At 73.2% G+C, this 24,934-nt stretch carries 23 protein-coding genes, 1 tRNA gene and 1 pseudogene; 13 read left to right on the forward strand and 12 right to left on the reverse strand.

The window, feature by feature from the left end; all coding sequences use genetic code 11:
• Positions 1–1,668 (reverse strand): arginine--tRNA ligase, encoded by a 1,668-nt coding sequence (gene argS / locus A6A27_RS11940; RefSeq protein ID WP_073834658.1) that lies wholly within the window; start codon positions 1,666–1,668, stop codon positions 1–3.
• A 98-nt stretch (positions 1,669–1,766) separates the two neighbouring features.
• On the opposite strand from argS, the gene A6A27_RS11945 reads away from it, so the two are divergent.
• The 4 genes from A6A27_RS11945 to A6A27_RS11960 all read left to right on the forward strand — a co-directional run bounded on the left by A6A27_RS11945 (position 1,767) and on the right by A6A27_RS11960 (position 4,387).
• Positions 1,767–2,591, forward strand: coding sequence for a DUF3105 domain-containing protein (locus A6A27_RS11945; protein ID WP_073834659.1), 825 nt, complete (start codon positions 1,767–1,769; stop codon positions 2,589–2,591).
• Positions 2,592–2,601: 10 nt separating this feature from the next.
• Complete coding sequence (locus tag A6A27_RS11950; protein ID WP_073834660.1) at positions 2,602–3,270, forward strand: DUF305 domain-containing protein; 669 nt, start codon at positions 2,602–2,604, stop codon at positions 3,268–3,270.
• Between the two features lie 187 nt (positions 3,271–3,457).
• On the forward strand, positions 3,458–4,153 hold the full coding sequence (locus A6A27_RS11955) for a winged helix-turn-helix domain-containing protein (RefSeq protein ID WP_073834661.1): 696 nt from the start codon (positions 3,458–3,460) through the stop codon (positions 4,151–4,153).
• Positions 4,154–4,312: 159 nt separating this feature from the next.
• Positions 4,313–4,387: transfer RNA gene (locus A6A27_RS11960), tRNA-Arg, on the forward strand.
• A 192-nt stretch (positions 4,388–4,579) separates the two neighbouring features.
• Here A6A27_RS11960 and ligD read toward each other — a convergent pair.
• The 3 genes from ligD to A6A27_RS11975 are packed head-to-tail and all read right to left on the reverse strand — an operon-like array spanning position 4,580 to position 6,862.
• The gene (gene ligD, locus A6A27_RS11965; RefSeq protein WP_073834662.1) at positions 4,580–5,539 is read right to left on the reverse strand and encodes a non-homologous end-joining DNA ligase; all 960 of its coding nucleotides are present in this window, start codon (positions 5,537–5,539) and stop codon (positions 4,580–4,582) included.
• A gap of 58 nt (positions 5,540–5,597) precedes the next feature.
• Entirely contained in the window at positions 5,598–6,077 is a 480-nt protein-coding gene (locus tag A6A27_RS11970) for a cupin domain-containing protein (RefSeq protein ID WP_073834663.1), read from the reverse strand.
• Positions 6,074–6,862, reverse strand: coding sequence for an isocitrate lyase/PEP mutase family protein (locus A6A27_RS11975; RefSeq protein WP_073834664.1), 789 nt, complete (start codon positions 6,860–6,862; stop codon positions 6,074–6,076). The genes A6A27_RS11970 and A6A27_RS11975 overlap by 4 nt, the downstream gene beginning before the upstream one ends.
• A gap of 53 nt (positions 6,863–6,915) precedes the next feature.
• On the opposite strand from A6A27_RS11975, the gene pdxR reads away from it, so the two are divergent.
• On the forward strand, positions 6,916–8,319 hold the full coding sequence (pdxR, locus tag A6A27_RS11980; protein WP_073834665.1) for a MocR-like pyridoxine biosynthesis transcription factor PdxR: 1,404 nt from the start codon (positions 6,916–6,918) through the stop codon (positions 8,317–8,319).
• On the opposite strand, the gene A6A27_RS11985 is transcribed toward pdxR, so the two are convergent.
• Positions 8,238–9,797, reverse strand: a complete 1,560-nt coding sequence (locus A6A27_RS11985) for an MFS transporter (RefSeq protein WP_073834666.1) — start codon at positions 9,795–9,797, stop codon at positions 8,238–8,240. The two genes, pdxR and A6A27_RS11985, sit on opposite strands and share 82 nt — an antisense overlap.
• A gap of 81 nt (positions 9,798–9,878) precedes the next feature.
• Between A6A27_RS11985 and A6A27_RS11990 the strand changes: the two genes are divergently transcribed.
• From A6A27_RS11990 to A6A27_RS12000, 3 genes are all read left to right on the forward strand, one after another.
• The gene (locus A6A27_RS11990) at positions 9,879–10,274 is read left to right on the forward strand and encodes a winged helix-turn-helix transcriptional regulator (RefSeq protein WP_073834667.1); all 396 of its coding nucleotides are present in this window, start codon (positions 9,879–9,881) and stop codon (positions 10,272–10,274) included.
• 76 nt (positions 10,275–10,350) lie between these two features.
• Positions 10,351–10,896 (forward strand): TetR/AcrR family transcriptional regulator, encoded by a 546-nt coding sequence (locus A6A27_RS11995; protein WP_073834940.1) that lies wholly within the window; start codon positions 10,351–10,353, stop codon positions 10,894–10,896.
• A gap of 34 nt (positions 10,897–10,930) precedes the next feature.
• Positions 10,931–13,105, forward strand: a complete 2,175-nt coding sequence (locus A6A27_RS12000; protein WP_073834668.1) for an MMPL family transporter — start codon at positions 10,931–10,933, stop codon at positions 13,103–13,105.
• Positions 13,106–13,167: 62 nt separating this feature from the next.
• Here A6A27_RS12000 and A6A27_RS12005 read toward each other — a convergent pair whose 3' ends face one another.
• The gene (locus tag A6A27_RS12005) at positions 13,168–14,424 is read right to left on the reverse strand and encodes an erythromycin esterase family protein (protein ID WP_073834669.1); all 1,257 of its coding nucleotides are present in this window, start codon (positions 14,422–14,424) and stop codon (positions 13,168–13,170) included.
• Between the two features lie 69 nt (positions 14,425–14,493).
• Between A6A27_RS12005 and A6A27_RS12010 the strand changes: the two genes are divergently transcribed.
• The gene (locus A6A27_RS12010; RefSeq protein ID WP_073834670.1) at positions 14,494–14,685 is read left to right on the forward strand and encodes a DUF2795 domain-containing protein; all 192 of its coding nucleotides are present in this window, start codon (positions 14,494–14,496) and stop codon (positions 14,683–14,685) included.
• 6 nt (positions 14,686–14,691) lie between these two features.
• Here A6A27_RS12010 and erm read toward each other — a convergent pair whose 3' ends face one another.
• Positions 14,692–15,477 carry an ErmE/ErmH/ErmO/ErmR family 23S rRNA (adenine(2058)-N(6))-methyltransferase gene (gene erm / locus A6A27_RS12015; RefSeq protein WP_073834941.1) on the reverse strand — a complete coding sequence of 262 codons (786 nt, stop codon included), beginning with the start codon at positions 15,475–15,477 and terminating at the stop codon, positions 14,692–14,694.
• Between the two features lie 409 nt (positions 15,478–15,886).
• Positions 15,887–16,792, reverse strand: a complete 906-nt coding sequence (locus A6A27_RS12020) for a Gfo/Idh/MocA family protein (RefSeq protein ID WP_073834671.1) — start codon at positions 16,790–16,792, stop codon at positions 15,887–15,889.
• Between the two features lie 171 nt (positions 16,793–16,963).
• Here A6A27_RS12020 and A6A27_RS12025 point away from each other — a divergent pair, with 171 nt between their 5' ends.
• Positions 16,964–17,359, forward strand: a complete 396-nt coding sequence (locus A6A27_RS12025) for a hypothetical protein (RefSeq protein WP_073834672.1) — start codon at positions 16,964–16,966, stop codon at positions 17,357–17,359.
• A pseudogene (locus tag A6A27_RS12030) lies at positions 17,352–17,824 on the forward strand (hypothetical protein). Before A6A27_RS12025 ends, A6A27_RS12030 begins: the two are co-directional and overlap by 8 nt.
• Here the strand turns inward: A6A27_RS12030 and fabG are convergent.
• Entirely contained in the window at positions 17,797–18,555 is a 759-nt protein-coding gene (gene fabG, locus A6A27_RS12035) for a 3-oxoacyl-ACP reductase FabG (protein ID WP_073834674.1), read from the reverse strand. The pseudogene A6A27_RS12030 and the gene fabG sit on opposite strands and share 28 nt — an antisense overlap.
• A gap of 66 nt (positions 18,556–18,621) precedes the next feature.
• On the reverse strand, positions 18,622–20,274 hold the full coding sequence (locus tag A6A27_RS12040) for an alpha-amylase family protein (protein WP_073834675.1): 1,653 nt from the start codon (positions 20,272–20,274) through the stop codon (positions 18,622–18,624).
• A gap of 77 nt (positions 20,275–20,351) precedes the next feature.
• Between A6A27_RS12040 and A6A27_RS12045 the strand changes: the two genes are divergently transcribed.
• Complete coding sequence (locus A6A27_RS12045) at positions 20,352–20,951, forward strand: DUF1349 domain-containing protein (RefSeq protein WP_073834676.1); 600 nt, start codon at positions 20,352–20,354, stop codon at positions 20,949–20,951.
• 95 nt (positions 20,952–21,046) lie between these two features.
• Positions 21,047–21,721: a DedA family protein gene (locus tag A6A27_RS12050; protein WP_073834677.1), complete on the forward strand. Its 675-nt coding sequence runs from the start codon at positions 21,047–21,049 to the stop codon at positions 21,719–21,721.
• A gap of 7 nt (positions 21,722–21,728) precedes the next feature.
• Here A6A27_RS12050 and A6A27_RS12055 read toward each other — a convergent pair whose 3' ends face one another.
• Together A6A27_RS12055 and A6A27_RS12060 are read right to left on the reverse strand one after the other, a co-directional pair.
• Complete coding sequence (locus tag A6A27_RS12055) at positions 21,729–23,288, reverse strand: cellulose binding domain-containing protein (protein ID WP_073834678.1); 1,560 nt, start codon at positions 23,286–23,288, stop codon at positions 21,729–21,731.
• Between the two features lie 187 nt (positions 23,289–23,475).
• Positions 23,476–24,891 carry a carbohydrate-binding protein gene (locus tag A6A27_RS12060; protein ID WP_073834679.1) on the reverse strand — a complete coding sequence of 472 codons (1,416 nt, stop codon included), beginning with the start codon at positions 24,889–24,891 and terminating at the stop codon, positions 23,476–23,478.
• Positions 24,892–24,934: the final 43 nt, after the last annotated feature.

The following is a 24,934-nucleotide window of genomic DNA, read 5'->3' on the forward strand; positions in this document are numbered from 1 at the left end:
CTACATCCTTTCCGGGGCGGAGACGCCGAGCAGCTGCAGGCCGTTGGCGATGACCACGCGGGTGGCGTCGTTGAGCCAGAGCCGGGCCCGGTGGGTGTCGGTGATCTCCTCGTCGCCCTGCGGGGTGACCCGGCACTGGTCGTAGAACCGGTGGAACGCCGGGGCAACCTCGCGCTCCAGGTAGTGCGCGAGCCGGTGCGGCTGGCGCAGCTCCGCGGCGGTGGCCACCACGGCCGGGAACCCGGCGAGGGCCTTGAGCAGCTCGTGTTCCTTCTCGTGGCTGAGCAGCTCGGGGCGGAAGTCCGCCGCCGCGCCCCGGGTCAGCCCCGCCTCGGCGGCCTGCCGCGAGATGCCGGCGGTCCGCGCGCCCACGTACTGCACGTAGTAGACCGGGTTGTCGTTCTTGGCCCGGGTCCACAGCTCCACGTCGATGTCGATGGGCGAGTCGGCCGAGTAGCGGGCCAGCGCGTACCGGGCGGCATCCACGCCGATCGCGTCGACCAGGTCCTCCAGGGTGACCACGGTGCCGGCCCGCTTGCTCATCCGCACCGGCTGCCCGTCGCGGACCAGGTTGACCAGCTGGCCGATGAGGATCTCGAGGTTGCGGTCCGGGTCGTCGCCGAAGCAGGCGGCCATGGCCTTCATCCGGCCGATGTAGCCGTGGTGGTCGGCGCCCAGCATGATCACCACGCGCTCGAAGCCGCGCTCCCGCTTGTCCAGGTAGTAGGCGCAGTCGGCGGCGAAGTAGGTCCACTCGCCGTTGGACTTGCGCAGCACCCGGTCCTTGTCGTCGCCGAAGTCGGTGGTGCGCAGCCAGGTGGCGCCCTCGGCCTCGTAGACGTGCCCCTGCTCGCGCAGCCGGGCCAGCGCCTTGTCCAGCTCGCCCCGGTCGTGCAGGTCCTTCTCGTTGAAGTAGGTGTCGAACTCGACCCCGAAGTCGCGCAGCGACGCCTTGATCTCCTCGAACATCAGCTGGACGCCCTCGACCCGGAACATCTCCTGGGCGGCGGCGTCGTCCAACTCCCGGACCTCCGGCCGGCGCCGGCACACCTCGTCCGCGATCTCGGCGAGGTACGCGCCGCCGTAACCGTCTTCCGGGGTCGGCTCGCCCTTCGCGGCGGCGAGCAGCGAGCGGGCGAACCGGTCGATCTGGGAGCCGGCGTCGTTGAAGTAGTACTCGGTGCCGACGTCGGCGCCGGTGGCGCGGAGCAGCCGGCTCAGCGCGTCGCCGACGGCCGCCCAGCGGACCCCGCCGATGTGCACCGGGCCGGTCGGGTTCGCCGAGACGAACTCCAGGTTGATCTTCTGGCCGGCAAGGGTCGCACTGCGGCCGTACTCCGGGCCGGCCTCGACGATGACCTTGGCCAGCTGGCCGGCGGCGGCCGAGTCGAGCCGGATGTTCAGGAAGCCCGGGCCGGCGATCTCCACCGACTTGATCCCCGGCGCCCGACCGAGCTGCTCGGCCAGGGCGGCGGCCAGCTCCCGCGGGGGTACGCCGACCTTCTTGCTGAGCTGCAGCGCCAGCGTCGAGGCGTAGTCGCCGTGCTCGGGGTTTCGGGGTCGCTCGACGGTGGTCTGCGCGGGCAGCGCGAAGCCGTCCAGGCCCCGGTCCTCGAAGACGGCGCGGGCTGCGGCAAGGACTACGTCGGCGAGTTCTGCGGGAGTCACCGAACCATGTTATCGGGGGTAGACTCGGGCACCGCGGCGGCGACCAGCATGTGAACCGACCCGCCGGGCTCCCTGACCGACCGACCTGACGAGGCACGATGAGCATCAGCACCCCGGGCGGCCCGGAGCGCCGTCCGACCGTGGTCAGCACCGGCAAGAAGCCGGCCGCCGGCCGGCCGGCCGCTGCCGACAAGCCCGCCGGCGGCAAGGCCGGATCCGGCAAGGGCAACCCGCGGCCGGCCGCGGGCGGCAAGGGCCGCAAGCCGGTCGCCCCGGTGAAGGTCAGCCAGGGTCGGTCCTGGGGCCCGATCGCCCTCTTCGTCGCGGTCGGCGTGCTCGCCGCCGGCATCATCGGCTACGGTGCCTACGCCGCCTTCCAGGGCTCTCAGCCGTGGCAGACGCGGGCCGACGCCATCAAGGGCATGGTCGACTACCGCAAGAAGGACCCGGACCTGGTCAAGGGTGGCAACCACCAGCCGGGCTCGATCAAGTACGACGTCCTCCCGCCGGTCGCCGGCCCGCACAACCAGGCCTGGCAGAACTGCATGGGCGACGTCTACGACGCCCCGATCGCCAACGAGCACGCGGTGCACAGCCTGGAGCACGGCACGGTCTGGATCACCTACCGCCCGGACCTGCCGGCCGACCAGGTGGCCAAGCTCAAGGCCAAGGTCGAGGGCAAGGAGAAGCTGATGCTCAGCCCGTTCGAGGGGCTGGACAAGCCGATCTCGCTGCAGGCCTGGGGCTTCCAGCTCAAGGTCGACAACGCCGACGACAGCCGGATCGACGACTTCATCAAGACGCTGAAGGTCAACGCCTCCATCGAGGGGCCGACCGCGCTCTGCGACCAGGGCGTCACCGCCACCGGCACCACGCCGCGGGACAACCTGGGCAACCAGATGCCCGAGCAGCCGACCCAGTGAGGACGCCGCGATGACCGCCGCCGTGACGACGGACACCGAGCTCGACGAGGCCCCGGCCACCGGTGACGGTGGCCGGGGGGCCGCGCGCCGCTTCGGCGTGCTGGCCCTGGCCGCCGCCGTCGTGGTCGGCCTCCTGCTCGGGTACGCGGGCGGCCTGCTCACCCCGGCTCTCACCCGGCCGGGTGACAACTCCGCCGAGGCGGGCTTCGCCCGGGACATGACCACCCACCACGCGCAGGCGGTGGCGATGGGGCTGCTGGCCTTCCAGCAGGGCCAGGACCCGGAGGTACGGCAGATCGGCGTCGACATCGCGACGGGCCAGCAGGGCGAGATCGGCATCATGCAGACCTGGCTGCGCTCGTGGCACCTGGACCCGACCGGCGACCAGCCGCCGATGGCCTGGATGCCGGACGGCGCCGGGCTGGTCAAGAACGGCCTGATGCCGGGCATGGCCACGCCGGAGGAGATGGCGAAGCTGCGGGCCGCCAAGGGCCGCGAGTTCGACGTGCTCTTCCTCACCATGATGCGGCAGCACCACCTGGGCGGGGTCCACATGATCCAGGGGATCCTCGACCAGGGGCACGACGAGGACGTGCTGGCGGTCGCGCAGACCATGAAGAACACCCAGCAGACGGATCTGACCAACATCCAGGCCGCGCTCAAGCGGCTCGGTGGCTGAGCCGCCGGCACGCCTGCTTCCGGAAGGGCCCGCGTCGTTCCCGACGCAGGCCCTTCCGCATACCCGCCCCTACCAGCCCGTTATGCCCGTTTATAACTTTTTGATGGAGTTCAACCCATAGTGCTCCTTGGAGACTTTTCTACCCACATATCGTGACCAGTTGCGATTCGGGCTCGTTGCGCAAGACGTGGGGGTTGCACTCAGAGACGCAGGCAGGTCGGTGACCAGTTGGTGCCGACGCCACACCATCGGCGGTGACGGGGCGGTGGCAGCCGTCCGTCGCGGACAGCGGCCGGGCGAGTCGGGAACGCTCAGCCGCGAACAGGAACTCGAACTGATCGACGTACTGCGGGGCGTCCACCCCGACGGGTTCGGCCTGGACGAGGAGCTCTGGACGCGACAGAGCCTGACCACCCTCATACAGCGCCGGTTCGACCTGGCGATGGACCCCGGCACGGTCGGGGCGTACCTGCGGGCCTGGGGGTTGGGTCCGCGGGAGCCCCGGGAGCGGGCCTGCGGGCTCTGCGTGGGCGCAGTCGAGCGCTGGGTGCGCAGCGAGTACCCGGCAATCACCGGGGCCGCCCAGGAGCACGCCGCGGAGGTCTACTGGATCGGCCGGATCCGCCTGCGCGGCACCATGCCGGCGGCCGACGTGATCTCCGCGGTCTCCTCCCGGGGCCGGGTCCGCTTCATGATCACCACACCGTCGGTCGACCCGCCGCTCCCGCGCGACTTCGTGCTGCGGCTTAGCGGCGCCGAGGAGCGCAGCGTGCACCTGATCGTCGACGGCTCGTGGCCCCGCAACGAGTGGCCGCGCCGCCTGCCGCGCCGCATCGTCCTGCACCCGCTTCCCAGCTGCGGCCGCCCCCTGGCCGCCGCCTGACCCCCGGCCACCTTTCCGGTGATCATGAGGTTGCCGGCGACAATGATCTCCACGGCTGCCGCCAACCTCATGATCAGGGCAATTGCGGAGACGGGCGGCGCGCGGGGATACCGATTGGGTGATCCGGAGGCGGGTTTGCTACGCTTCTCGGGTCGCTGAGCCCCCGTAGCTCAGGGGATAGAGCACCGCCCTCCGGAGGCGGGGGCGCAGGTTCGAATCCTGCCGGGGGCACCATCCAAGGCCGCTGACCAGGGAAATCCGGTCAGCGGCCTTGATCGTGTATGCGGGCCGTCGGCGGCCCGCGGCCATCAACCGCGAACATCACAACGACCGATAACTCGCCGGTTATCGCCGCGGCACGGTGACGACGCGCCACACCTAACCATGGCGAGCAACCGGCAGCCCCGGGAGCCGCACCCGGACCGGTCAGCCGGCCTCGCGGCGGGCCTTCGCGCGGCGCTTGCCCTCGTGCATGGCCTGCACCCGGGCCACCGGGATGGTCCGCCCCTCCGCGACCAGGTCGGCCGGGAGCCGCTGCGGGGCCGGCAGCGCCGCCGCCCACGGGTCCCGCTCGGCGACCAGCGCCGGCACGGTCCGCACGGTGAAGTCGGCGGGCGTCGCCGACTCCAGGTCGTCCCAGCCGACCGGGTACGACACCGGCGTGCCCGGCCGCACCCGGGGGCTGTACGCCGCCACCACCGTCGCCCCGTACGCCCGGGTCGAGTCGACGAACACCCGGCCGCCGCGGTCCTCGACGATGAACGCGGTGGTGGCCAGTGCCGGGTCGAGGCGTTCGGCGCGGGCGGCGACGGCCCGGGTCGCGGCGGCCGCCTCCTCGGCCGTGGTCTCGGCGGCCACCGGCACGATCACGTGCACGCCCTTGGCGCCGCTGGTCTTCACCGCCCCGGCCAGCCCGACGTCGGTCAGCGCCTGCCGGACCAGCAGCGCGGCCCGGACCGCCATGCCGAACGAGTCACCCGGGGGCGGGTCGAGGTCGAGCACCAGCTGGGTGGGGTGCTCCGGCCGGCCCGCCAGGCCCAGTGTCGGGTGGTACTCCACCGCCCGCTGGTTGGCGAACCAGAGCAGCGTCCGCCGGTCGTCGCAGAGGGCGTACGAGATCCGCCGGCGGGACGCCTCCGCCCAGACCGAGGTGCGGCGCACCCAGTCGGGGGTGTACTTCGGCAGGTTCTTCTGCATGAACGGGTCCTGCCCGGGCCGCACCCGGACGACCGAGAGCGGCCGGTCACGCAGCTCCGGCAGGATCCGCTCGTGGACGGCGTCCAGGTAGTCGACCAGATCGCGCTTGGTCGCCCCGGCCCCGTCGAACAGCGGCTGGTCCAGATTGGTCAGCGAAACCCCGTCCCGGGTCTCGTCAGCGGCACCCATCCGCTCACCTTCCCGGCCCGAAGCCGTGCCGGCAACCCCGACACGACCGCCGAGGGAGTCAGACCCAGAACGTGTCGTGCCGCAGGAAGAACTCCGTCCGCTCCTCCTCGGTCCGGCCGGCCAGGTCCAGCAGGCCCTCGAAGTAGCCCTCCCGGGGCGCGCCGGGCGCGAAGTGCAGCAGCATCGAGGCGGGCTCGCCGGACTCGTTGCGGAACGCGTGGACGCCACCCTCCGGGACGTGCACGAAGTCGCCGGGCACCGTGTCGATCCACCGCCGGCCGTCGTAGATGCGGACCGTCCCGGACAGGATGTAGAACGACTCCGAGATGGACCGGTGGAAGTGCGGATCCGGGCCGCTCGGCTGCGGGCCCATCTCCCAGCGGTAGAGCCCGAACTGCCCGTTGGTCGACGCGCCGGTGGCGAGGTAGTGCGCCGTGCCGCCGCTGGGGTAGACCAGCTCGGGCGGCTGGTCGGCCGGGCGGTAGGTGGCGGTCGGCTCGCCCCAGTCTCCTGAGTAACGCGGTGGTGGGTAGGTCACCGTGCCTCCTCTGCGGTCCGGAACAACTCGTCGCCCGCCCGGATCGCGGCGAGCATCTCGACGGTACGGGCGCGGGCGGCCGCGTACAGCCCCTCACCGAAGCTGACCCGGGCCACGCCGAGCCCGGCCAGCTCGGCCACGGCCGGTGCGCCGGGGCGGGCCAGCACGTTGACCGGGGCGTCCACCTCGGTCACCAGGGTCCGGACGTCGGCCGGGTCGGCGAGGACGATCGGGTAGACGCAGTCCACCCCGGCGGCCCGGTAGCGGCGGGCCCGGCGGACCGCCTCGGCGAGCCGCCCCTCCGCCGGCCCGTACGCCCGCAGGTGGACGTCCACCCGGGCGTTGAGCACCACGTCCACCCCGGCCTCCCGGGCCGCCGCGCGGACCCCGGCGAGCAGGTCGGCCTGCTCCGCCACGTCGCGCAGCTCCCGGGTACGCGGGTCGGAGTCCTCGAGGTTGCAGCCGACCGCGCCGGCGGCGAGCAGCCGCTCGACCAGCTCGGCCGGGCGCAGCCCGTACCCCCGCTCCAGGTCGGCGGTGACCGGGACGGCCACGGCGGCGGCGATCCGGGCGACCGCGTCGAACATCTCGTCCACCGGGGTGGCCTCGTTGTCGGCGTGGCCGAGCGCCTCGGCGACCGCCCCGCTGCTGGTGGCGACGGCCGGGAAGCCGGCCGCGACCACGGCCCGGGCCGACCCGGCGTCCCAGGCGTTGGGCAGGATCAGCGGTACTCCGGGGCGGTGCAGCGCGCGCAGCGTGGCGGCCCGCTGGTTCAGCTCGGTCATGCGGGGATTCTCGCCGGGCCGGTGGCCAACCCCTAAGCTCCAATTCCGTGCCGATGGACTGGGCCGATTTCGGCGTCGACCTGCACCTGGAACTGGACGCGAGCGGCGGCCGGCGGGCCGGGCTGGAACGGGCCCTGCGGGCGGCCATCCGCGACGGCCGGCTACCGCCGTCGGCCCGCCTGCCGGCCACCCGCACCCTCGCCACCGAACTCGGGCTGTCCCGGGGCACGGTCAGCGCCGCCTACGACCAACTGGTCGCCGAAGGCTGGCTGGTGGCCCGGGTCGGCGCCGGCACCGAGGTCAGCCCGCTACGCCGGGCGGCGCCGGCGCCGGTCGCGCCGCCGCCCGGGCCGGCACCCTTCCGGTACGACCTCCGTCCGGGCAGCCCCGACGTCGGGCTCTTCCCGGTCACCGCCTGGCTGCGGGCCACCCGACGGGCGCTGGCCGTGGCCCCCGCCGAGGCGTACGGCTACGGCGACCCGCGCGGCCGACCGGAGCTGCGTACCGCGCTCGCCGGCTACCTGGGACGAGCCCGCGGCGTGCTCGCCGACCCGGAGCGGATCGTGGTCACCACCGGGTACGTCCAGGCGCTGGTGCTGCTCACCACCGTGCTGCGCGACGCCGGTACGCCGGCCGTGGCGATGGAGGATCCGGGGCTCCCCTTCCACCGGGAGGTGGTCCGCCGGCACGGTGGCACCGTGCTGCCGCTGCCGGTGGACGAGCGGGGTGCGCGTACCGACCTGCTCGGCACCGGGCGCCTCGCCCGGGTGGGCGCCGCGGTGGTGACCCCGGCACACCAGTTCCCGATCGGGGTGACGCTGCACCCGGCCCGCCGGCACGCGCTGGCCGACTGGGCCCGGGCGACCGGCGGCCTGGTCGTCGAGGACGACTACGACGGCGAGTTCCGGTACGACCGGCAGCCGGTGGGCGCGGTCCAGGGCACCGCCCCGGAGCAGGTGGCGTACGTGGGCACCGCGGCGAAGACGCTCGGGCCGGCGTTGCGCCTGGCCTGGCTGGTGCTGCCGGCCCGGCTGGTGGATCCGGTGGTGGACGCGAAACGCCACCTCGACCTGCACACGGAGACGATCGGCCAGCTCGCCCTCGCGGACCTGATCGGCACGCACGGCTACGACCGGCAGATCCGTACCGTCCGGCGGCGCTACCGGCAGCGGCGGGACCTGCTGCTGGACCGGCTGGGCCGGTGGCCCGGCCTGGACGGGATCTCGGCCGGCCTGCACGCCACCGTCGACCTGCCGGCGGACGGCCCGACCGAGGCGGAGGTGCTGGCGGCGGCCGGCGCGCGCGGGCTCGCCCTGGGCGGGCTCGGCCCGCACCGGCATCACCCGGCAGGACAACCGGGCGGTCTGGTCGTGGGTTACGCGCACCCGCCGTCGCACGCGTACCCGGCGGCGGTGGATCTCCTGGCCCGGGTGCTGGGCGCCGACGGCCGGAGCTGACCGCCGGCAGTCTGCTGGCCAATCGGAGGCGCCGAGCCCGCTGCGGTCGCCCGCCCTGCCGGGGGCGTCGGGAGGGCTTCCTGGCGACGGGGCCGCCGGGCGGTGCGGAGGGCGACCAGCAGGGCGGCGGCGACCAGCGCGGCGGCCACGGCGAAGGCGTACCGGTAGCCGGCGGCGAGGGCGGCCACCTGGTCCGCGCCGGCGGCGCGCGCCGCGTCGGTGCGGGACGCGGCCAGGGTGGCGAGGGTGGCCAACCCGAGCGCCCCGCCCACCTGCTGGGTGGTGTTGGCCAGCCCGGAGGCGAGCCCTGCGTCGTCGGGCGCGGCACCGGCCATGGCGAGGTTGGTGACCGCCGGCAGGGTCAGCCCGCCCGCGACGCCGAAGACCAGCATGGCCGGGAGCAGGTCCCGCGCGTAACCGGCGTCCACCGGGAGGCGGGCCAGCAGCAGGAAGCCCGCCACGGCGAGCGCCAGCCCGCCGACCAGCACCGCCCGGGCGCCGTACCGGGCCACCAGCCGGCCGGCCAGGCCCAGCGAGACCGCCGCGATCACCAGCGGGGTGGGCAGGAAGGCGAAGCCGGTGGCCGCCGGGTCCAGCCCGAGGACGAGTTGCAGGTGCAGCGCGAGCAGGAACTGGAAGCCGAAGTACGCGGCCACCATGAGGAACTGCGCGGCGTTGGCGGCGACCAGGCCGGGCGCCCGCAGCACCCGGGGTGGCAGCAGCGGGGTCGGGGCGATCCGCTGCCGGGCCGCGAAGCCGGCCAGGAGCGCGATGGCCAGCCCGGCGGCGGTGAGGGTGCGCGCCGAGGTCCAGCCGTGTTCGCCGGCACCGACGATGGCCAGCACGGCGGCCATCAGGCCGGCGGTGGCCAGCACCGCGCCGAGCAGGTCCAGACCGGCCCGCAGGCCGACGCCGGGGTCCGGCGCGATCAGCCGTCCGGCGGCGGCCAGGATCAGCGCGCCGATCGGCAGGTTGATCAGGAAGATCGACCGCCAGCCCGCCAGGTCGGTGAGCACTCCCCCGACCAGCAGGCCGATCGAGGAGCCGGCCGCGCCGGTGAAGCTGAACACGGCGATCGCCCGGGCCCGCTCGGCCGGCTCGGGGAAGAGCCGGACGATCATGCCGAGGCTGACCGCGGTGGTGAGCGCGCCCCCGACGCCCTGCGCGAAGCGGGCGGCGACCAGGATCGCCGGGCTGGCGGCCACGGCGCAGAGCAGCGAGGCGAGGGTGAACAGGGCCACCCCGGCCAGGAAGACCTGGCGCCGGCCGAGCAGGTCGCCGAGCCGCCCGGCCAGCAGGAGCAGGCCGCCGAACGCGACCAGGTAGGCGTTCACCACCCAGGCCAGCCCGGCGCCGTGGAAGCCCAGGTCGGCCTGGACGGCCGGGAGCGCCACGGCGACGATGCTGCCGTCCAGGATGATGATCAGGCTGCCGGCGCAGAGCACGAGCAGCGCCGGCCAGCGGTTGGTCCCCGTCATCGGGTACGACCTCCTTGGTGCATGGTTTGTTACCGAGGCCATCGTCTGTGACCATCAGACCGAGCGGAAGGAGGCACTTTCGTGTCCCAGGGGAACAGCTGTGTGTCCGTGACCGCCCAGCAGGCACGGGCCTGCACCGTCCGGGAGGCGCTGGATCGGGTCGGCGGCAAGTGGAGCATCGGCATCCTGATCGCCGCGTCACAGGGGCCGATCCGGTTCACCGAGCTGGAGCGGCAGGTCGAGGGCATCAGCCGGCGGATGCTCACGCTGACCCTGCGCAACCTGGAGCGGGACGGCCTGCTGCACCGGCACGTCTTTCCGACCGTCCCGCCGAAGGTGGAGTACACCGCCACCCCGATGGCCCTGGAGCTCTACGAATCACTGGTCGCGTTGACCGCGTGGGCGGAGCGGCACCGGACCGCGATCACGGCGGCCCGGGCGGCGTACGACCACGAGCACGGTGTTCCGGTCGGCTGAGGCTGTGGCGAAGACCACGCAATCCGTCTGACCGATCGGTCAGGTGCTGACCGATCGGTCAGGCATCCTGGAGGACATGGCACGGGCGCTACCGGAAACTCACGACGAGATCCTCGCCGCGGCGGCGCGCCGCTTCGCCGTCACCGGCTACAAGGGCACCTCGCTGCAGGACATCGCCCGCGAGGTGGGCTGCTCCAAGGCCACCGTGCTCTACCACTTCGCCAACAAGGAAGCCTTGCTCAGCGAGCTGATGGCACCCGCCATCGCGGTGCTGGAGGCGCTCGACGCCCGGATCGCCGCACACACCGGCGCGGACGCCCAGCGGGTCGCCGGCGAGGGCTTCGTCGACCTCGCGGTCCGCTTCCGGCGGGAGATCGCGCTGCTCCGCGGCGAGTTCCCCGACCTGCTCCAGCAGCCCGCCTTCGCGCACGTCCAACAGATCTCCGAACGACTGATCGGCGCGTTCGCCGGCCGGTCCGACCGCCCGTCCGCGCGGATCGCCGCGCTGGTCGTGCTCGCCGGGATCGCGGAGACGTGCGCCGAGTTCATCGCCATCCCCGACGAGGAGCTGCGGCCCGCGCTGCTGGCCGTCGTCCGGCGGGCCCTCGAGCCCGCCACCTGATCCCAGTTCACGACCCCGAGGACAAGGAAACCTCATGGCGACCCTGCTCTACCGGCTCGGCCGGGCATCCTTGCGCCGCCGGCGACTCGTCGCCGTCGTCTGGCTCGTCGTACTCGTCGGCCTCGGTGCCGCCGCGCTGACCCTCAAGGGCTCGACGGCGAGCAACTTCAGCATGCCGGGCACCGAGTCGCAGCGCGCGATCGACCTGCTCGCCGAGCGGTTCCCGGCAGCCAGCGGGGCCACCGGCACCATCGCTGTCAAGGCACCCCAGGCCGGCCAACTCGGCACGCCCAACGGGCAGGCCGTGGTCAAGCAGGTCACCGAGGAGGCGGCCGCCCTGCCCGGCGTGGTCGGCGCGGTCGACCCGTACCAGGTGCAGGCGCTGAGCCCGGACGGCCGGTACGCACTGATCCAGGTGCAGTTCAAGGGCCGGGCGGACGAGGTGACTGACACCCAGCGCACCGCGTACGAGCAGGTCGGCGCGCAGGCCGAGGCGCAAGGGTGGCAGATCGCCCCGGGCGGCGAGGTGCTCAACGCCGAGCCGGAGGTCGGCTCGACCGAGGCACTCGGTGTGCTGGTCGCGGCAATCGTCCTGATCGTCACCTTCGGCTCGCTGGTGGCGGCCGGCATGACCATGCTGAACGCGCTGATCGGCGTCGGCGTCGGCATGGCCGGCCTGTACGCGCTCAGCGGCGCGGTCGAGCTGACCAGCACCGCGCCGATCCTGGCGCTGATGCTCGGCCTCGCGGTCGGCATCGACTACTCGCTGTTCATCACCTCCCGACACCGGCAGAACCTGCTCGACGGGCTCTCCCCCGAGGAGGCGGTCGGCCGGGCCGTCGGCACCGCCGGCTCCGCCGTGGTCTTCGCTGGCGCCACCGTCGTCATCGCGCTCGCCGGCCTGGCGGTGGTGAACATCCCGTTCCTCACCGTGATGGGTCTGGCCGCCGCCGGCACGGTCACGGTGGCCGTCCTGGTCGCGATCACCCTGGCCCCGGCGCTGCTCGGCTTCGCCGGCCGCAAGGTGCTGCCGCGCAAGCTGCGCAACCGCGAGGCGGTCGCCGCACGTGCCGGCGAGAACCGCTCGGGCTTCGGGTTCCGCTGGGCGCGCTGGGTGACGAAGCTGCGGATCCCGGTCATCCTGGTCGGCCTGATCGGCCTCGGCCTGCTCGCGCTCCCCGCCCAGCACATGCGCCTGTCCCTGCCGGACGCCGCCACCGCGGCCGAGGGCACCCCGGCCCGGGTCAACAACGACCTGATCCAGGAAGGCTTCGGCCCCGGCTTCACCGGGCGCCTCGCGGTGGTCGTCACCGGCGACTCGCCGCAGGCCACCCAGGCCGCCGTGCCGCAGGTCACCGCGCTGGTCCAGAAGACGCGCGGGGTCCTGGCCGTGGCCCCGCCGCAGCTCGACCCGACCGGCCGGACCGCGCTGCTCGGCGTCATCCCGAAGACCGGCCCGACCGACGAGGCCACCGAGACCCTGGTGCACGACATCCGCGACCAGGTCAGCGGCATCCGGAACGCGGACGTGCTACTGACCGGCGCGACCGCGATCGGCATCGACGTGTCCGAGAAGCTCTCCGCCGCGCTCCCGGTCTATCTGCTGCTGGTCGTCGGGCTGTCGGTGCTGCTGCTGATGCTGGTGTTCCGCTCGGTCCTGGTGCCGGTGAAAGCGGCGCTCGGCTTCCTGCTCACCGTGGCGGCCACCTTCGGCATCACGGTCGCGGTGTTCCAGCAGGGCCACCTGGCCGGCCTGCTCGGGCTGGACACCCCCGGTCCACTGGTCAGCTTCCTGCCGATCCTGCTCATCGGCATCCTGTTCGGCCTGGCCATGGACTACGAGGTCTTCCTGGTCTCCCGGATGCGAGAGGACTTCGTGCACGGAGACAGCGCCCGGCAGGCGACCATCAACGGGATGGGCCACGGCGCGCGGGTGGTCACCGCCGCCGCGCTGATCATGATCTCGGTGTTCGGCGGCTTCGTCTTCCTCGACGACCCGGTGATCAAGTCGATGGGCTTCGCGCTCGCGATCGGAGTCGCGATCGACGCGTTCGTGGTCCGGATGGCCGTCGTCCCGGCGGTGATGTCGCTGCTCGACACCGCCGCCTGGTGGATCCCCCGCTGGCTGGACCGGATCCTGCCGAACGTGGACGTCGAGGGCGAGGGCCTGCGCGCCCACCTCGCCGAGCGCGAGCCCGCCGGCGTGTGAGGAACGGGCCCCTGGTTGTCGCCCCGCGACAACCAGGGGCTCCTCCTACTGCCGCCGGCCGCTCAGACCCCGGCCGGGTAGGTCTCCATCTCGCCCGGCGCGCTCAGCGCCGGCAGCGGGTGCAGAGCGGTGGCCTCGTCGCACCAGATGAACGCGTCGTAGCGCTCGCCGAGCCGGGTGGGCACGTAGTTGCCCCAGGACTCGAAGCTCGGGTCGTAGACCACCCCGATGGCCCGGTGGTCGGCCGTCCCGGTCACCCACTCCGGCTCGTCGGGGCCGCCGAAGACCAGCACCGCCCGCTCCGGCATCAGCTCGTGCAGCCGCCGCTCCACCGAGCCCTCCCGGGCCGGCGGCACCACCATCGCCTCCGCCGGGGAACCCCAGCGCGGCGCGGCGATCACGGTGCCCCGGTAGCTGCCGAAGCCGACCAGCGTCACCGCGTCACCGCCGTGCCGCTCGCGGGCGAGCTGGCCGATGTTGACCATCCCGTCCGTCGCCATGTCGGTGGCCCGGGCGTCGCCGATGTGGGTGTTGTGCGCCCAGACGATGCCCCGGGAGTCCGGGCCGTAGTGGTCGAGCAGCCGGTCGAGGGTGTCGGCCATGTGGATGTCGCGGACGTTCCACGACTCCGGGCCGCCGCCGACCATCGCCCGGTAGTAACGCTCCGCGCCGGCCACCACCTCCGCGTTCTGCCAGGCCGAGAAGCGGTCCGCGCCGTCCGCGGCGGCGTGTTCCCGGGTACGCGCCAGCAGCCGGACGACCTCCTCCTCGCAGCGGGCGGAGACGAACCGGCTGGCCGTGCCGTACTCCTCGACCCGCTTGCCGTACGGCTCGAAGCAGCGGTACGCCTCCTGCGCCGCCTCCAGCGAGGCCGGTTCCTCCTCGCCCAGGTAGTCGAAGATCGCCTGCATCGACTCCCACAGGCTGTAGACGTCCAGCCCGTGGAAGCCGGCCCGGTCCCCCTCGGCGCGCTCCAGGTTCCAGGCCCGCAGCCAGCGGCAGAAGCGGGCCACCTCGGCATTGGCCCACATCCAGGTGGGCCAGCGTTCGAAGCGCTCCAGCGCGGTCTGCGGATCGGCCAGCCCGCCCGGGGCGGCCACCACCGAGCGGTGCACCCGGTCGCAGTCGGGCCAGTCCCCCTCCACCGCGACGAAGTCGAAGCCCTGCTCGGCGATGAGCCGCCGGGTCAGTTGCTCACGCAGCCGGTAGTAGTCGTAGCTGCCGTGCGTCGCCTCCCCGATCATGACGATCCGGGCGTCCCGGACGCTGTCCAACAGCGGGTCGAAGTCGCTCGGCGCGCCGAGTCGCTGTACCAGCATGTCCGCGGCTACCCGGGGACCCGGCCGGGCAAACCGGCATGCCTCCCGGTGGAGCGGGTAGCCGCGGACATGACGGTGACCGGGGTGCAGTTGCAGGAGTTCCTGGCCGGGCTCGACTACCCGGTTTCCCGGGAGGACCTGATCCGCTGGTGCCAGGAGAACGGTGCCAGCACCGAGACGTTGCAGCTGATCAAGGCCCTGCCGGCGGAGGAGTTCGACTCCCCCGCCGAGCTGGCCGACGCGCTGAAGACGCTCACCTGAGCCGGGTCAGACCCGCAGCAGCCGGAACAGGGTGAGCCACTGCTCCGGCCAGACCGCCCCGACCAGGGTCTCGGGCGGCAGCCGGAGGGCACGCAGCGCGGCGTCCACCCGGGCCCGGGGGTGGTGCCGGCGCAGCGAGGCGGCCAGCGAGCCGCCCACCCCGCCGAAACCGACCTCCACCAGCCGCCGATAGGCCGGCAGTTCGGCGGGGGACAGCAGCGGCTCCGGTCGCCGCTCAATCCGCAGGATGCCGGCGTCGACCCGCGGCACCGGGCGGAACGCCGTCCGGGGCACCGTGCCGACCGCCCGCCAGGCGTACTCGGGCCAGGTCAGGATGGTCAGCCGGGTCCACCGGCCGCCGTGGCCGGTGCGCCGGCGGGCGTACTCCCGCTGGGTGAGCAGGGTGGCCGCGCGGAGCCGGTCGGCGGCCAGGCACCAGCGGACCACCGCGGCGGTCAGCGACCACGGGATGTTGCCGACCAGGTCGAAAGGCTCGGCGGGCGGCGCGGCGGCGAGGAAGTCGGCCCGGCGCAGCGTCACTCCGGGCAGGCCGGCGCAGGCCGCCGCCAGATCCGCGGCGGCCACCGGGTCGATCTCGTACGCGACCAGCCGCCCGCACCGGACGGCCAGCGGAACGGTCAGCCGGCCCCGGCCGGCGCCCACCTCGACGAGGAGGACGTCCGGGTCGGGCCGGGCCGCCCGGACGATCCGCGCGACGGCGGCCGGGTCGGCGAGGAAGTTCTGGGAGAGCACGCGACGGGACCGGTCGCGTTCGGTGGGTCGGGGCGCCATGGCGTCGTCGTCCTGTCTGTCGCCGGTCGGCGACGGGACGGACAGGCAGCCGGCGATCGGGCCTGTCCGAGCGGATGGGGACTCGGACGGCCCACGGCACGGGCGGTACGCGGTCAGCACCCACCTCCCGACCGGCGGGGCGCCGGGCACGGCGCGGGGCGGGTCGGTACGGCGGGGTGGGGCATCGCCGGGCGGCCCTCGAAGGGTCGCCGGCGAGCGGTCAGCAGCGGATCGCGTTCCAGCCGGCCGGGGCCGGACGCCGGATCCGCGGGCGGGCCACCAGCATCGGGGCCCACGCGGCCGGCGTGCCGGCCACGTCGATCAGGGCGTGCGCCATGCGGGCGAGGGTAGCCAGGGCGAGGGCGCCCGTCGACCGATTTCGCCCCGGCGGCCGGGACGGTAGCGGCGGTCAGGCGGGCAGGTCGACGGTGCGCCCCTCGGTGCGGGCCCGCTCGGCGGCCGCCAGCACCGCCACCACCTCGCGGCCGAACCGGACGTCACAGCGGTGGTCCCGGGTGCCCGCGTCGACCTCCTCCAGCAACTGGTCGATCGCCGTGCCGTACGCCTGCAGCGCGCTCCCGTCGCCGGGCGGGACGGTCTCGGTGCCGTTCTCGCCGAAGAAGACGAAATCCCGGGTCACCGCCTCGGCCGGCGCCTCCAGGGTGAGCGAGAGCGAGCTGGTGGCGCCGCCGTCGTGGGTGAGCAGCAGGTGCACCAGGCCGCTCGGGCCGTCCATCGCGGCGACCCGGGTGACCCGGCCGAGCACCGGCAGGATCAGCGACAACGCGTGCGGTCCGATGTCCCACAGCGCGCCCCGGTCCCGCCGCCACTGCGAGTTCCCGTACGGGTTCCCCGGCTGGTAGATGGACGCGAACATGGTGGCCCGGGCGTGCTGCCAGCCGCCGGCCGCCGCGGTGGCGGCGAGGAAGCCGGTGACGTTCGGGTGGAACCGCTGGGTGAAGAAGACCACCGAGGCCACTCCGGACGCCTGCGCGGCGGCGACCACCCGGTCGGCCTCCGCGAGGCTCAGCGCCAGCGGCTTGTCCAGCAGCAGGTGCCGCCCGGCGGTGGCGGCCCGGACGGCGATCTCGGCCTGGATGTCCGGCGGCAGCGCGACCGCGATCGCGTCGCAGGCGGCGAGCAGCGCGTCCACGTCGTCGAAGGCCGGTACGCCGTGCCGATCGGCCAGCGCCGCGACCTTCGCCGGGTCCCGGCCCCAGACCCCGGCCAGGTCGGCCCGCGGGTGCGCGTCGATGGCCGCGGCGTGCGTCTCCGCCGCCCAGTGACCGGTGCCGAACAAGCCGAACCGCACCACGGATCCCCCTACCCTCGTCGTCCGCCACGGCTTACGCCCGTGGCCGTGATCCACGCTAGTCGTCCGGCGGAGTCGGCGGGCCCGCGACCGGATGGGAGAGCCAGGCGACGGTGGTTACTACGAGGCTTAGTAGTCTGTGCCGGTGACTCGGACTGCGCCGGGAGGGCGCCGATGACCAGCGCCGCTGCGGCCGGCTCGCCGGTGGACGGGATCCTCGCGACGGCCGCGATCGTGCTGTCGCTCGTTGTCGCGGCCTGGGCGCTGGTGGCCGCGCTGCGCCACCGGGCGCCGGACCGGCTCCAGTTCGTCGGCCTGGCCGTGCTGGAGGTGGCGCTGCTCGCGCTCGCCGTGCTGGCGCTGGTGGCGCTCGGCGAAGGCGTACGGCCGGGCGAGCCGGGCGCCTTCTTCGGCTACCTGGTGACGCTGGTCTGCCTGCCGCCGCTGGCCTGGGTACTGGCCCGGATGGAGCCGACCCGCTGGGGCTCGGCGATCGTCTGCGCGGTCTGTCTGGTCACCCCGGTGGTCGTGGTCCGGTTGCAGCAGACCTGGGAGGTCATCGGTGGCTGAGACCCAGGTGCCCGAGCGCACCACCAACCGGGGGCCGGGGCGGCTGCTGATCGCCGTCTACATCCTCTTCGCCATCGCCGCGACCTCGCGGGCGGGCCTGCAGATCGCCACCAAATTCGACCAGGCGCCGGTGGCGTACCTGCTCTCCGCAGTGGCCGCGCTGATCTACATCGTGGCCGCGGTCGGGCTGGCCCGGGCCGGGCACGCCGGCCGCCGGGTCGCGCTGGCCTGCTGCTCGGTGGAGCTGGTCGGGGTGGTCGCGGTCGGCATCCTCAGCCTGGCCGACCGGGCACTCTTCCCGGACGAGACGGTCTGGTCGGGGTTCGGCAGCGGCTACGGCTACATCCCGCTGGTCCTGCCGATCCTCGGCCTGTACTGGCTCTGGCGCACCCGCCCCGACGCGTCCCGCCCCTGATCGGGCGGGACGCGTCGGAGGGTCAGTCCTTGGGACCGCCGGCGACGTAGATGACCTGGCCGGAGACGAACGACGCGCCCTCGCTGACCAGGAACGAGATGGTGTGCGCGACGTCCTCCGGCCGGCCAGTGCGGCGCACCGGGATCTCGGCGGCGGCATGCTGCTGCAGCGCCTCGAAGTCGACCTTCATCCGGGCCGCGGTGGCCGCGGTCATGTCGGTGACGATGAAACCGGGCGCGACCGCGTTGACGGTCACCCCGAACGGGCCCAACTCGATGGCGAGGGTCTTGGTGAAGCCCTGCAGGCCCGCCTTGGCCGCGGCGTAGTTCGCCTGGCCCCGGTTGCCCAGGGCCGAGGTGCTGGAGAGGTTGACGATCCGGCCCCACTTCCGCTCGACCATGTGCTGCTGGGCCGCCTGACTGAACAGGAACGCCCCCCGCAGGTGCACGCCCATCACCGTGTCCCAGTCGGCGTCGGTCATCTTGAACAGCAGGTTGTCCCGGAGCACCCCGGCGTTGTTGACCAGTACGGTCGGCGCCCCCATCTCGGCGGCGACCCGCTCGACGGCGGCCTCCACCTGGGCCCGGTCGGAGACGTCGGCGCCCACCCCCAGCGCCCGGCCGCCGGCGGCGACGATGGCGTCCACCGTCTCCTTGGTCGCCGACTCCTCGATGTCGACCACGGCGACGGTCATGCCGTCGGCGGCCAGCCTACGGGCGGTGGCCGCGCCGATGCCGCGCGCGGCTCCGGTCACGATGGCGACGCGGGGCTCCTCCGACATGATTACCTCCCGGTAACTTGGGCTCGATCGAAGGAGCTTAACGCAGGGGTACGCGGCGTCCGGCCGTCACAGGCCCCTGCCGCGGCTGATCCGGATCCACCGGTAGCCGTAGCCGGCGAGCTTGAGCTGGTCCAGCTTGCCGACCTCCTCGTAATTGCGGTCGGTGAACACGTCGATCGGCAGGTCCGCCTCGGGGGCGAGCATGCTCAGGTCGACCTCGACGTCCTCGGTGCCGAGGTTGTGCAGGAACACCATGGTCCCGGTCGGACCGTCGGCGCGGTGCGCGAGCACCCCGGGTGGCATCGGCACGTCGATGTGGGTGGTGCTGCCCGAGCCGATCTCGGGAGCCTCCCGGAGGGTGCGGATCATCCGCTCGAACCAGCCCAGCAGCGACCTCGGGTCCCTGCGCTGGGCGGTCACGTTGACCTTCTGGTAGCCGTACTCGCCCTTGTCGACCACCGGGCGGACCAGCTTCTCCGGGTCGGCCGTGGAGAAACCGGCGTTCTCCTTGTACGACCACTGCATCGGGGTACGGATCGCCTCCCGGCCGGGCAGCGACAGGTCCTCGCCCATGCCGATCTCCTCGCCGTAGCGCAGCACCGGCGTGCCGCGCAGCGAGAACTGGAGCGCGTACGCCAACTCGATGCGCCTGCGGTCGTTACCGAGCATCGAGGCGAGGCGGCGGCGGATGCCCCGGCCGTAGAGGCGCATGTCCTCGTCGGGGCCGAACTGCTCGTACACCTGGTTGCGCTGCTCGGCGGTGAGTCGGGACAGGTCGATCTCGTCGTGGTTGCGCAGGAAGGTCGCCCACTGCCCGCCCTCGGGCAGCGCCGGGGTGTCCCGCAGCGCCTCGATCACCGGCTCCGGGTCCTGCCGGGCCAGGGCGAGCATCAGTCGACCGTTGAGCATGAAGTCGAAGAGCATGTGGATCCGGTTGGCCGAGCCGCCGCTGTCCCCGAAGTACGTCGGCAGCTGGTCGGGCTCGACGTTCGCCTCGGCCAGCAGGATCGCGTCGCCCCGCCGCCACTGCAGGTGCTGGCGCAGCTCGGTGAGGAAGTCCATGTCCTTGGGCGAGTCCGGGTTGCCCGGCTCGGTCAGCTCGATGATGAACGGGACGGCGTCCATCCGGAACCCGGTGACGCCGAGCTGGAGCCAGAACGACACGATCTTCTTGATCTCGGTGCGGACCTCCGGGCTGGCGATGTTGAGGTCCGGCTGGAACTTGTAGAACCGGTGGTAGTACCAGGCCTTGGCGGTCCGGTCGTAGCTCCACGTCTCGTTCTGCTCACCCGGGAAAACCATGCCCTGGTAGCGGTCCGGCGGCTCCTTGTCCGACCAGACGTACCAGTCCCGGTACGGCGAGTCGGGCGACGAGCGGGCGGACTGGAACCAGGGATGTTCGTCCGAGGTGTGGTTGACCACCAGGTCGATGATCACCTGGATGCCCCGGTTCTGCGCCTGGTGCAGCAGTTCGGCGAAGTCGCCCAGGGTGCCCAGGCGCGGGTCCACGTTGTAGAAATCGGTGACGTCGTAGCCGCCGTCCCGCCGCGGGGACGGATGGATCGGATGCAGCCAGAGGCAGGTCACGCCGAGCCGGGCCAGGTAGTCCAGGCGGCCGAGGAGGCCCCGGATGTCGCCCACCCCGTCGCCGTTGGAGTCCGCGAACGTGTCGATGTCGAGGCAGTAGACGACCGCCTCCTGATACCACCTGTCGCCCATGTCCGGCTTACTTCTCCGGTCCGCCGGTCCGGCAAACCCGGGCCCCGCCCGGGTCGCCCCGCCGGTACGGTGCCGGCATGAGCGCCGACACCCACCCCGTCGACTGGTCCGCCGGCACCTGGCTGAATCCGCCCGTCCGGACCGAGGAGTCGGCCGACGGGCTGCTGGTCGAGCCGCGCGCGGGCAGCGACTTCTGGCGGCGGACCAGCTACGGCTTCGTGCACGACGACGGGCCGGCGCTGCTCGCACCGTTCCCGGTGGACAGTGCGGTGGAGGTGAGCTTCCGGCTCGACTACACCGCGCAGTTCGACCAGGCGGGGGTGCTGGTCCGGGTGGACGAGCGGCGGTGGACCAAGGCGGGTGTGGAGGTCAGCGACGGCCAGCCGCAGGTCGGCGCGGTGGTCACCGACGAGCGGTCGGACTGGTCTGTCGCCCCGGTGCCGGAGTGGTCGGGGCGGGAGGTGACGGTCCGGGTCAGCCGGGCCGGGGATGCGCTGACCGTACGGGCCCGGGTGGCGCGGGAGCCGTGGCGGCTGGTCCGGGTGGCCCCGCTGGACCCGGTGGCCGAGGCATCGGCCGGACCGTACTGCTGCTCGCCGAGCCGGGGCGGTCTGGTGGTCCGCTTCACCGGGTGGCGGTGGGGCCCGGCGGACGCCGCCCTGCACCCGGCGGGCTGAGCCCGGCCGGCGGTGGGGCGGGTCACCAGCAGGTGTGACGGGCCGCCGCCGGGGTACCAACCTCGGATCCCCCGGCACCCCGCGAAAGGACGGCGATGGCTCTCGCCCGGAACGTCGACCCGAACCAGTTCACCGGGCTGACGGGGTGGGTGGCGGGCGTGCTCGACTCGATGGGCGCGCTGGAGGTGGCGCTGCTGGTCGCCCTGGAGAACGTCGTCCCGCCGATCCCGAGCGAGATCGTGCTGGCGATGGCCGGCTACCTCTGCGCCGAGGGCCGGTTCAACGTGGTGCTGATCGTGCTCGCCGCGACCGCCGGATCGCTGCTCGGCGCGGTGCTGCTGTACTGGCTCGGCGCGGCGCTCGGCGAGGAACGGCTGAAGCGCTGGCTGGACCACGTCCCGCTGGTGGACCGGGACGACCTGGAGAAGGCCGACCGCTGGTTCGAGCGGTACGGCAGGTGGGCGGTGCTGGTCGGCCGGCTGGTGCTGGTGGTGCGCAGCCTGGTGTCCGTCCCGGCCGGGGCCAACCGGCTGCCGCTGGGCGAGTTCCTGCTGCTCACCGCGCTGGGCAGCGGGGTCTGGAACGCGTTGCTCGTCGGGCTCGGCTTCGCCCTCGGCTCCCGCTGGGAGCAGGTCGACCGGTACAGCAGCTGGTTCAACTACGCGATCTTCGCGGTCTTCGGCATCATGATCGCGAGCTGGGCGACGAAGCGGATCCGTCGCCGCCGCCGCGCGCGGCGCGGCCGGCAGTCGGTGACCGCCGGCCGCTGACCGCGGCTCAGTACCTCGCGGTGATCGAGGTGAACTCCCAGGTGTTCTGGGCGATGCCGGAGCAGTTGGAGACCACGCCGCCGCCCGGGCAGGCCCGGTCCCGGTTCACCGACCAGAAGGTGAACCGGGACAGCCCGCGGGCCTTGGCCCAGTCCCGGATCTGGGTCCAGGTGGCCGGGGAGGTCAGCTCCTGCTGGTCGGAGAGGCCGTTCATGCCGGAGATGCCCATGTGGGCGTACGCGGTGGCGTCAGACCAGCCGAAGGCCGTCTTCAGCGCGTTCTTCAGCCCCTCGGCCGCGTTGACCGTGTTCTGGTACATGTTCGCCCCGCCGCCGAAGTCGAACGGCATGATCGTGAAGGTGTCGATGTTGGCACCGAGCGCGGCGGCCTGGTTGATCAGGCGGGTGCCCCACCAGGACGGCCCGGAGGTGGTGGTGCCGAAGGTGACGATCGTCTTGATGCCGGGGTTGTTCTGCTTGACAATCTTCAGGGCGCCGAGGATCCGGTCCTGCACCACCTCGTTCTCGAACTCGTCGCTGTTCTCGATGTCGATGTCGATCGCCTTCAGCCCGTACGCGTTGATCACCTGCTGGTACGCGCCGGCCAGCGCGCTGGCCGAGGAGCAGTTCGGGCCGAGCTTGTTGCCGCTCCACCCGCCGAAGGACGGGATGACGTCACCGCCGGCCGCCCGGACCGCGGCGATGGTGCTGGCGTGCGTGCCGCCGGTGAGCGGGCCGTTGCCGTCCCAGGCCGGTGTGCAGCCGCCGCCGGAGAGCACGAACGCGATGGTGAACCACTTGATCCCGGTCGCGCCCATCACCGTCGACGGGGCGGGCGGGTCGCCCCAGCCCGGGTAGAGGTAGGGCGCGGCGGCCATCGCGCCGCCCCCGCCGGTGCATCCGGTGGTGCTGGCCGACACGGCCGCCGACTTTGCCGACTCCCCGTTGGCGTTGTAGGCGGTCACCGTGTAGCTGTGCGCCGAGCAGGCGGCCAGGCCGGAGACGGTGGCCGAGGTGCCGGTGACGGTGGCCTTCACGCTGGTGCCCTCGTACACCCGGTAGCCGGTGACCGTGCCGGAGACCGCGTTCCAGGCCAGCGAGACCGACGTGTTGGTGGTGCCGGTGACCCGCAGGCCGCCCGGTGTGGCCGGCGCTCCCGGGTTGCCGCCGCCACCGGTGCACGGACCGCCGTTGACGGTGCAGTTGGTCGGGTCGCCGTTGCCGTTGACGTTGAAGCCGAAGGTGGTGCTGGCCCCCGGGGCGAGGGTGCCGTTCCAGGACTGGTTGACGGCGGTGACGTGCTGACCGGAGGTGGTCAGCAGGGCGTCCCAGAACGCGCCGACGGTGCTGCCGGCGGGCAGGTCGAACTGGACGTTCCACGAGGAGATGCTGGCCGAACTGTCGTTCTTCACGGTGAACTTCGCCTCGTACCCGCTGCCCCAGCTGGTGACGCGGACGAAGGCGGCGGTGGCGGCGGAGGCGGGTGGCGCGGCCACGACGGTGGCCGCCACCAGAGCGGCGGCGAGCGCGGCGGCGAATGTCGCCACCCGGGCGGAACGGAGTCTCACGGCGTCCTCCAGGGACCGTTGTGGTGGGGGGTGCCGGCTTGCGCGGACCGGCGTGGAGGGTATCCATGAACGTCGACGTCTGCGCTCATTATTAAGACTGTTAACTGTTTCTGTCCAGAGGAAATCCGGGGCGTCAGGAGGGGCCCCTTCCGACGCGTGCGCGTGCGGACGGGGCCCCTGCTTCCGGTCAGCGGCGGAAGGTGAACCAGTTGACGTTGACGAAGTCGGCGGGCTGGCCGCTGCTGAACGTCAGGTAGACGGTGTGCCGGCCGGCCACCGGGCTGACGTTGCCCGGCACCGAGCGCCAGCTCTGCCAGCCGCCGGTGTTGGCGACCGCGAAGCTGCCGATCGGCGCGCTGGTCGGGCTGTCCACCCGGACCTCGACGAGTCCGCTGGCCCCGGCCGGCGCGCCGGAGGCGACCCTGGCCACGAAGTCCCGCGGCGGCGTGGCGCCGAAGTCCACGTTGTCGTAGCGGGCCCAGTCACCGTTGCTCAGCCAGCCGATGTCCTGGCCACCCTCGGCGCACACCTCCACCTGCACCCCGTTCTGGGCGTTGAACGCCTCGGCCTGGATGGTCGAGTACGCGTCCACCGTGCCGCCCGGCGGCGGGGTGGTCGGTGGCGGGTTGCCGCCGCCCCGGGTGTAGACGGCCACGTAGTCGACCAGCATCGGCCGGCCGGAGACGGTGGCCGAGGTGGGCGTGGCGTAGCCCGCCACCCCGTTCGGGAAGCCGCCCCCCATCGCCACGTTGAGCAGCAGGAAGTAGCCGCCGTGGTTGGTCATCTGCCCCCAGTACGGTTCGCCCACCTGGGCCTGGGTGACGGTGTGGAAGAGCTGGCCGTCGACGTACCAGCGGAGCTGCTGGGGGCTGACCGAGGCGTCCCACTCGAAGCGGTACGTGTGGAACGCCGACTGGCAGGTGCTGCCCGGGCAGGCCCGGGAGCCGCCGATGCCGTTGAACTCGTTGCACGGCCCGCCGGGGGCGACGCCGCAGTGCAGCACCCCCCAGACCGAGTTGATCCCGTTGACGTTCTCCATCACGTCGAACTCGCCGACACCCGGCCAGTTCTGGTAGTTGCCCCGGTACGGCGAGCCGAGGGCCCAGAACGCGGGCCAGTAGCCGGCCGCCTCCGCGCCGGTGACGTTCGGCATCTGGATCCGCCCCTCGAGGGCGAGGACTCCCCCGGCCGGCGGCTTGAAGTTGGTCCGGACCGTCTCGATCCGGGCCGAGGTCCACCGGCCGGCGCCGTCCCTGAGCGGGGTGATCCGCAGGTTGCCGGCGCCGTCCTGGCTGAGGTTGGCGGTGTTCGAGGTGTAGGTCTGGATCTCGCCGGTGCCCCAGTTGGCCGGACCGCCGGGGTAGCTGGTGCCGGTGTCGATGATCCAGTTGGCGGACGAGGGCAGGGTGCCGGCCGCACCGGTGAAGTCGTCGCTCCACACCAGGCTCCAGCCGGACGGGGGCGGCGGGACGGCGGCCTGGGCGGTCAGCGAGACGGCGGCCAGCGCGGTGGTGGTGGCGAGCACGGCCGCCGCCAGGGCGAGCCGTCGGCGCGACGGGCGCACGGCGGAGGGGGCGGCGGATGCCGCCGGGACTGGGTTCATCGGGGTGCCTCTCTGCGGGGACGGGTGCCAGAGAGCGCTCTCT

This window comes from Micromonospora sp. CB01531, assembly GCF_001905095.1.
Classification (GTDB): Bacteria; Actinomycetota; Actinomycetes; order Mycobacteriales; family Micromonosporaceae; genus Micromonospora.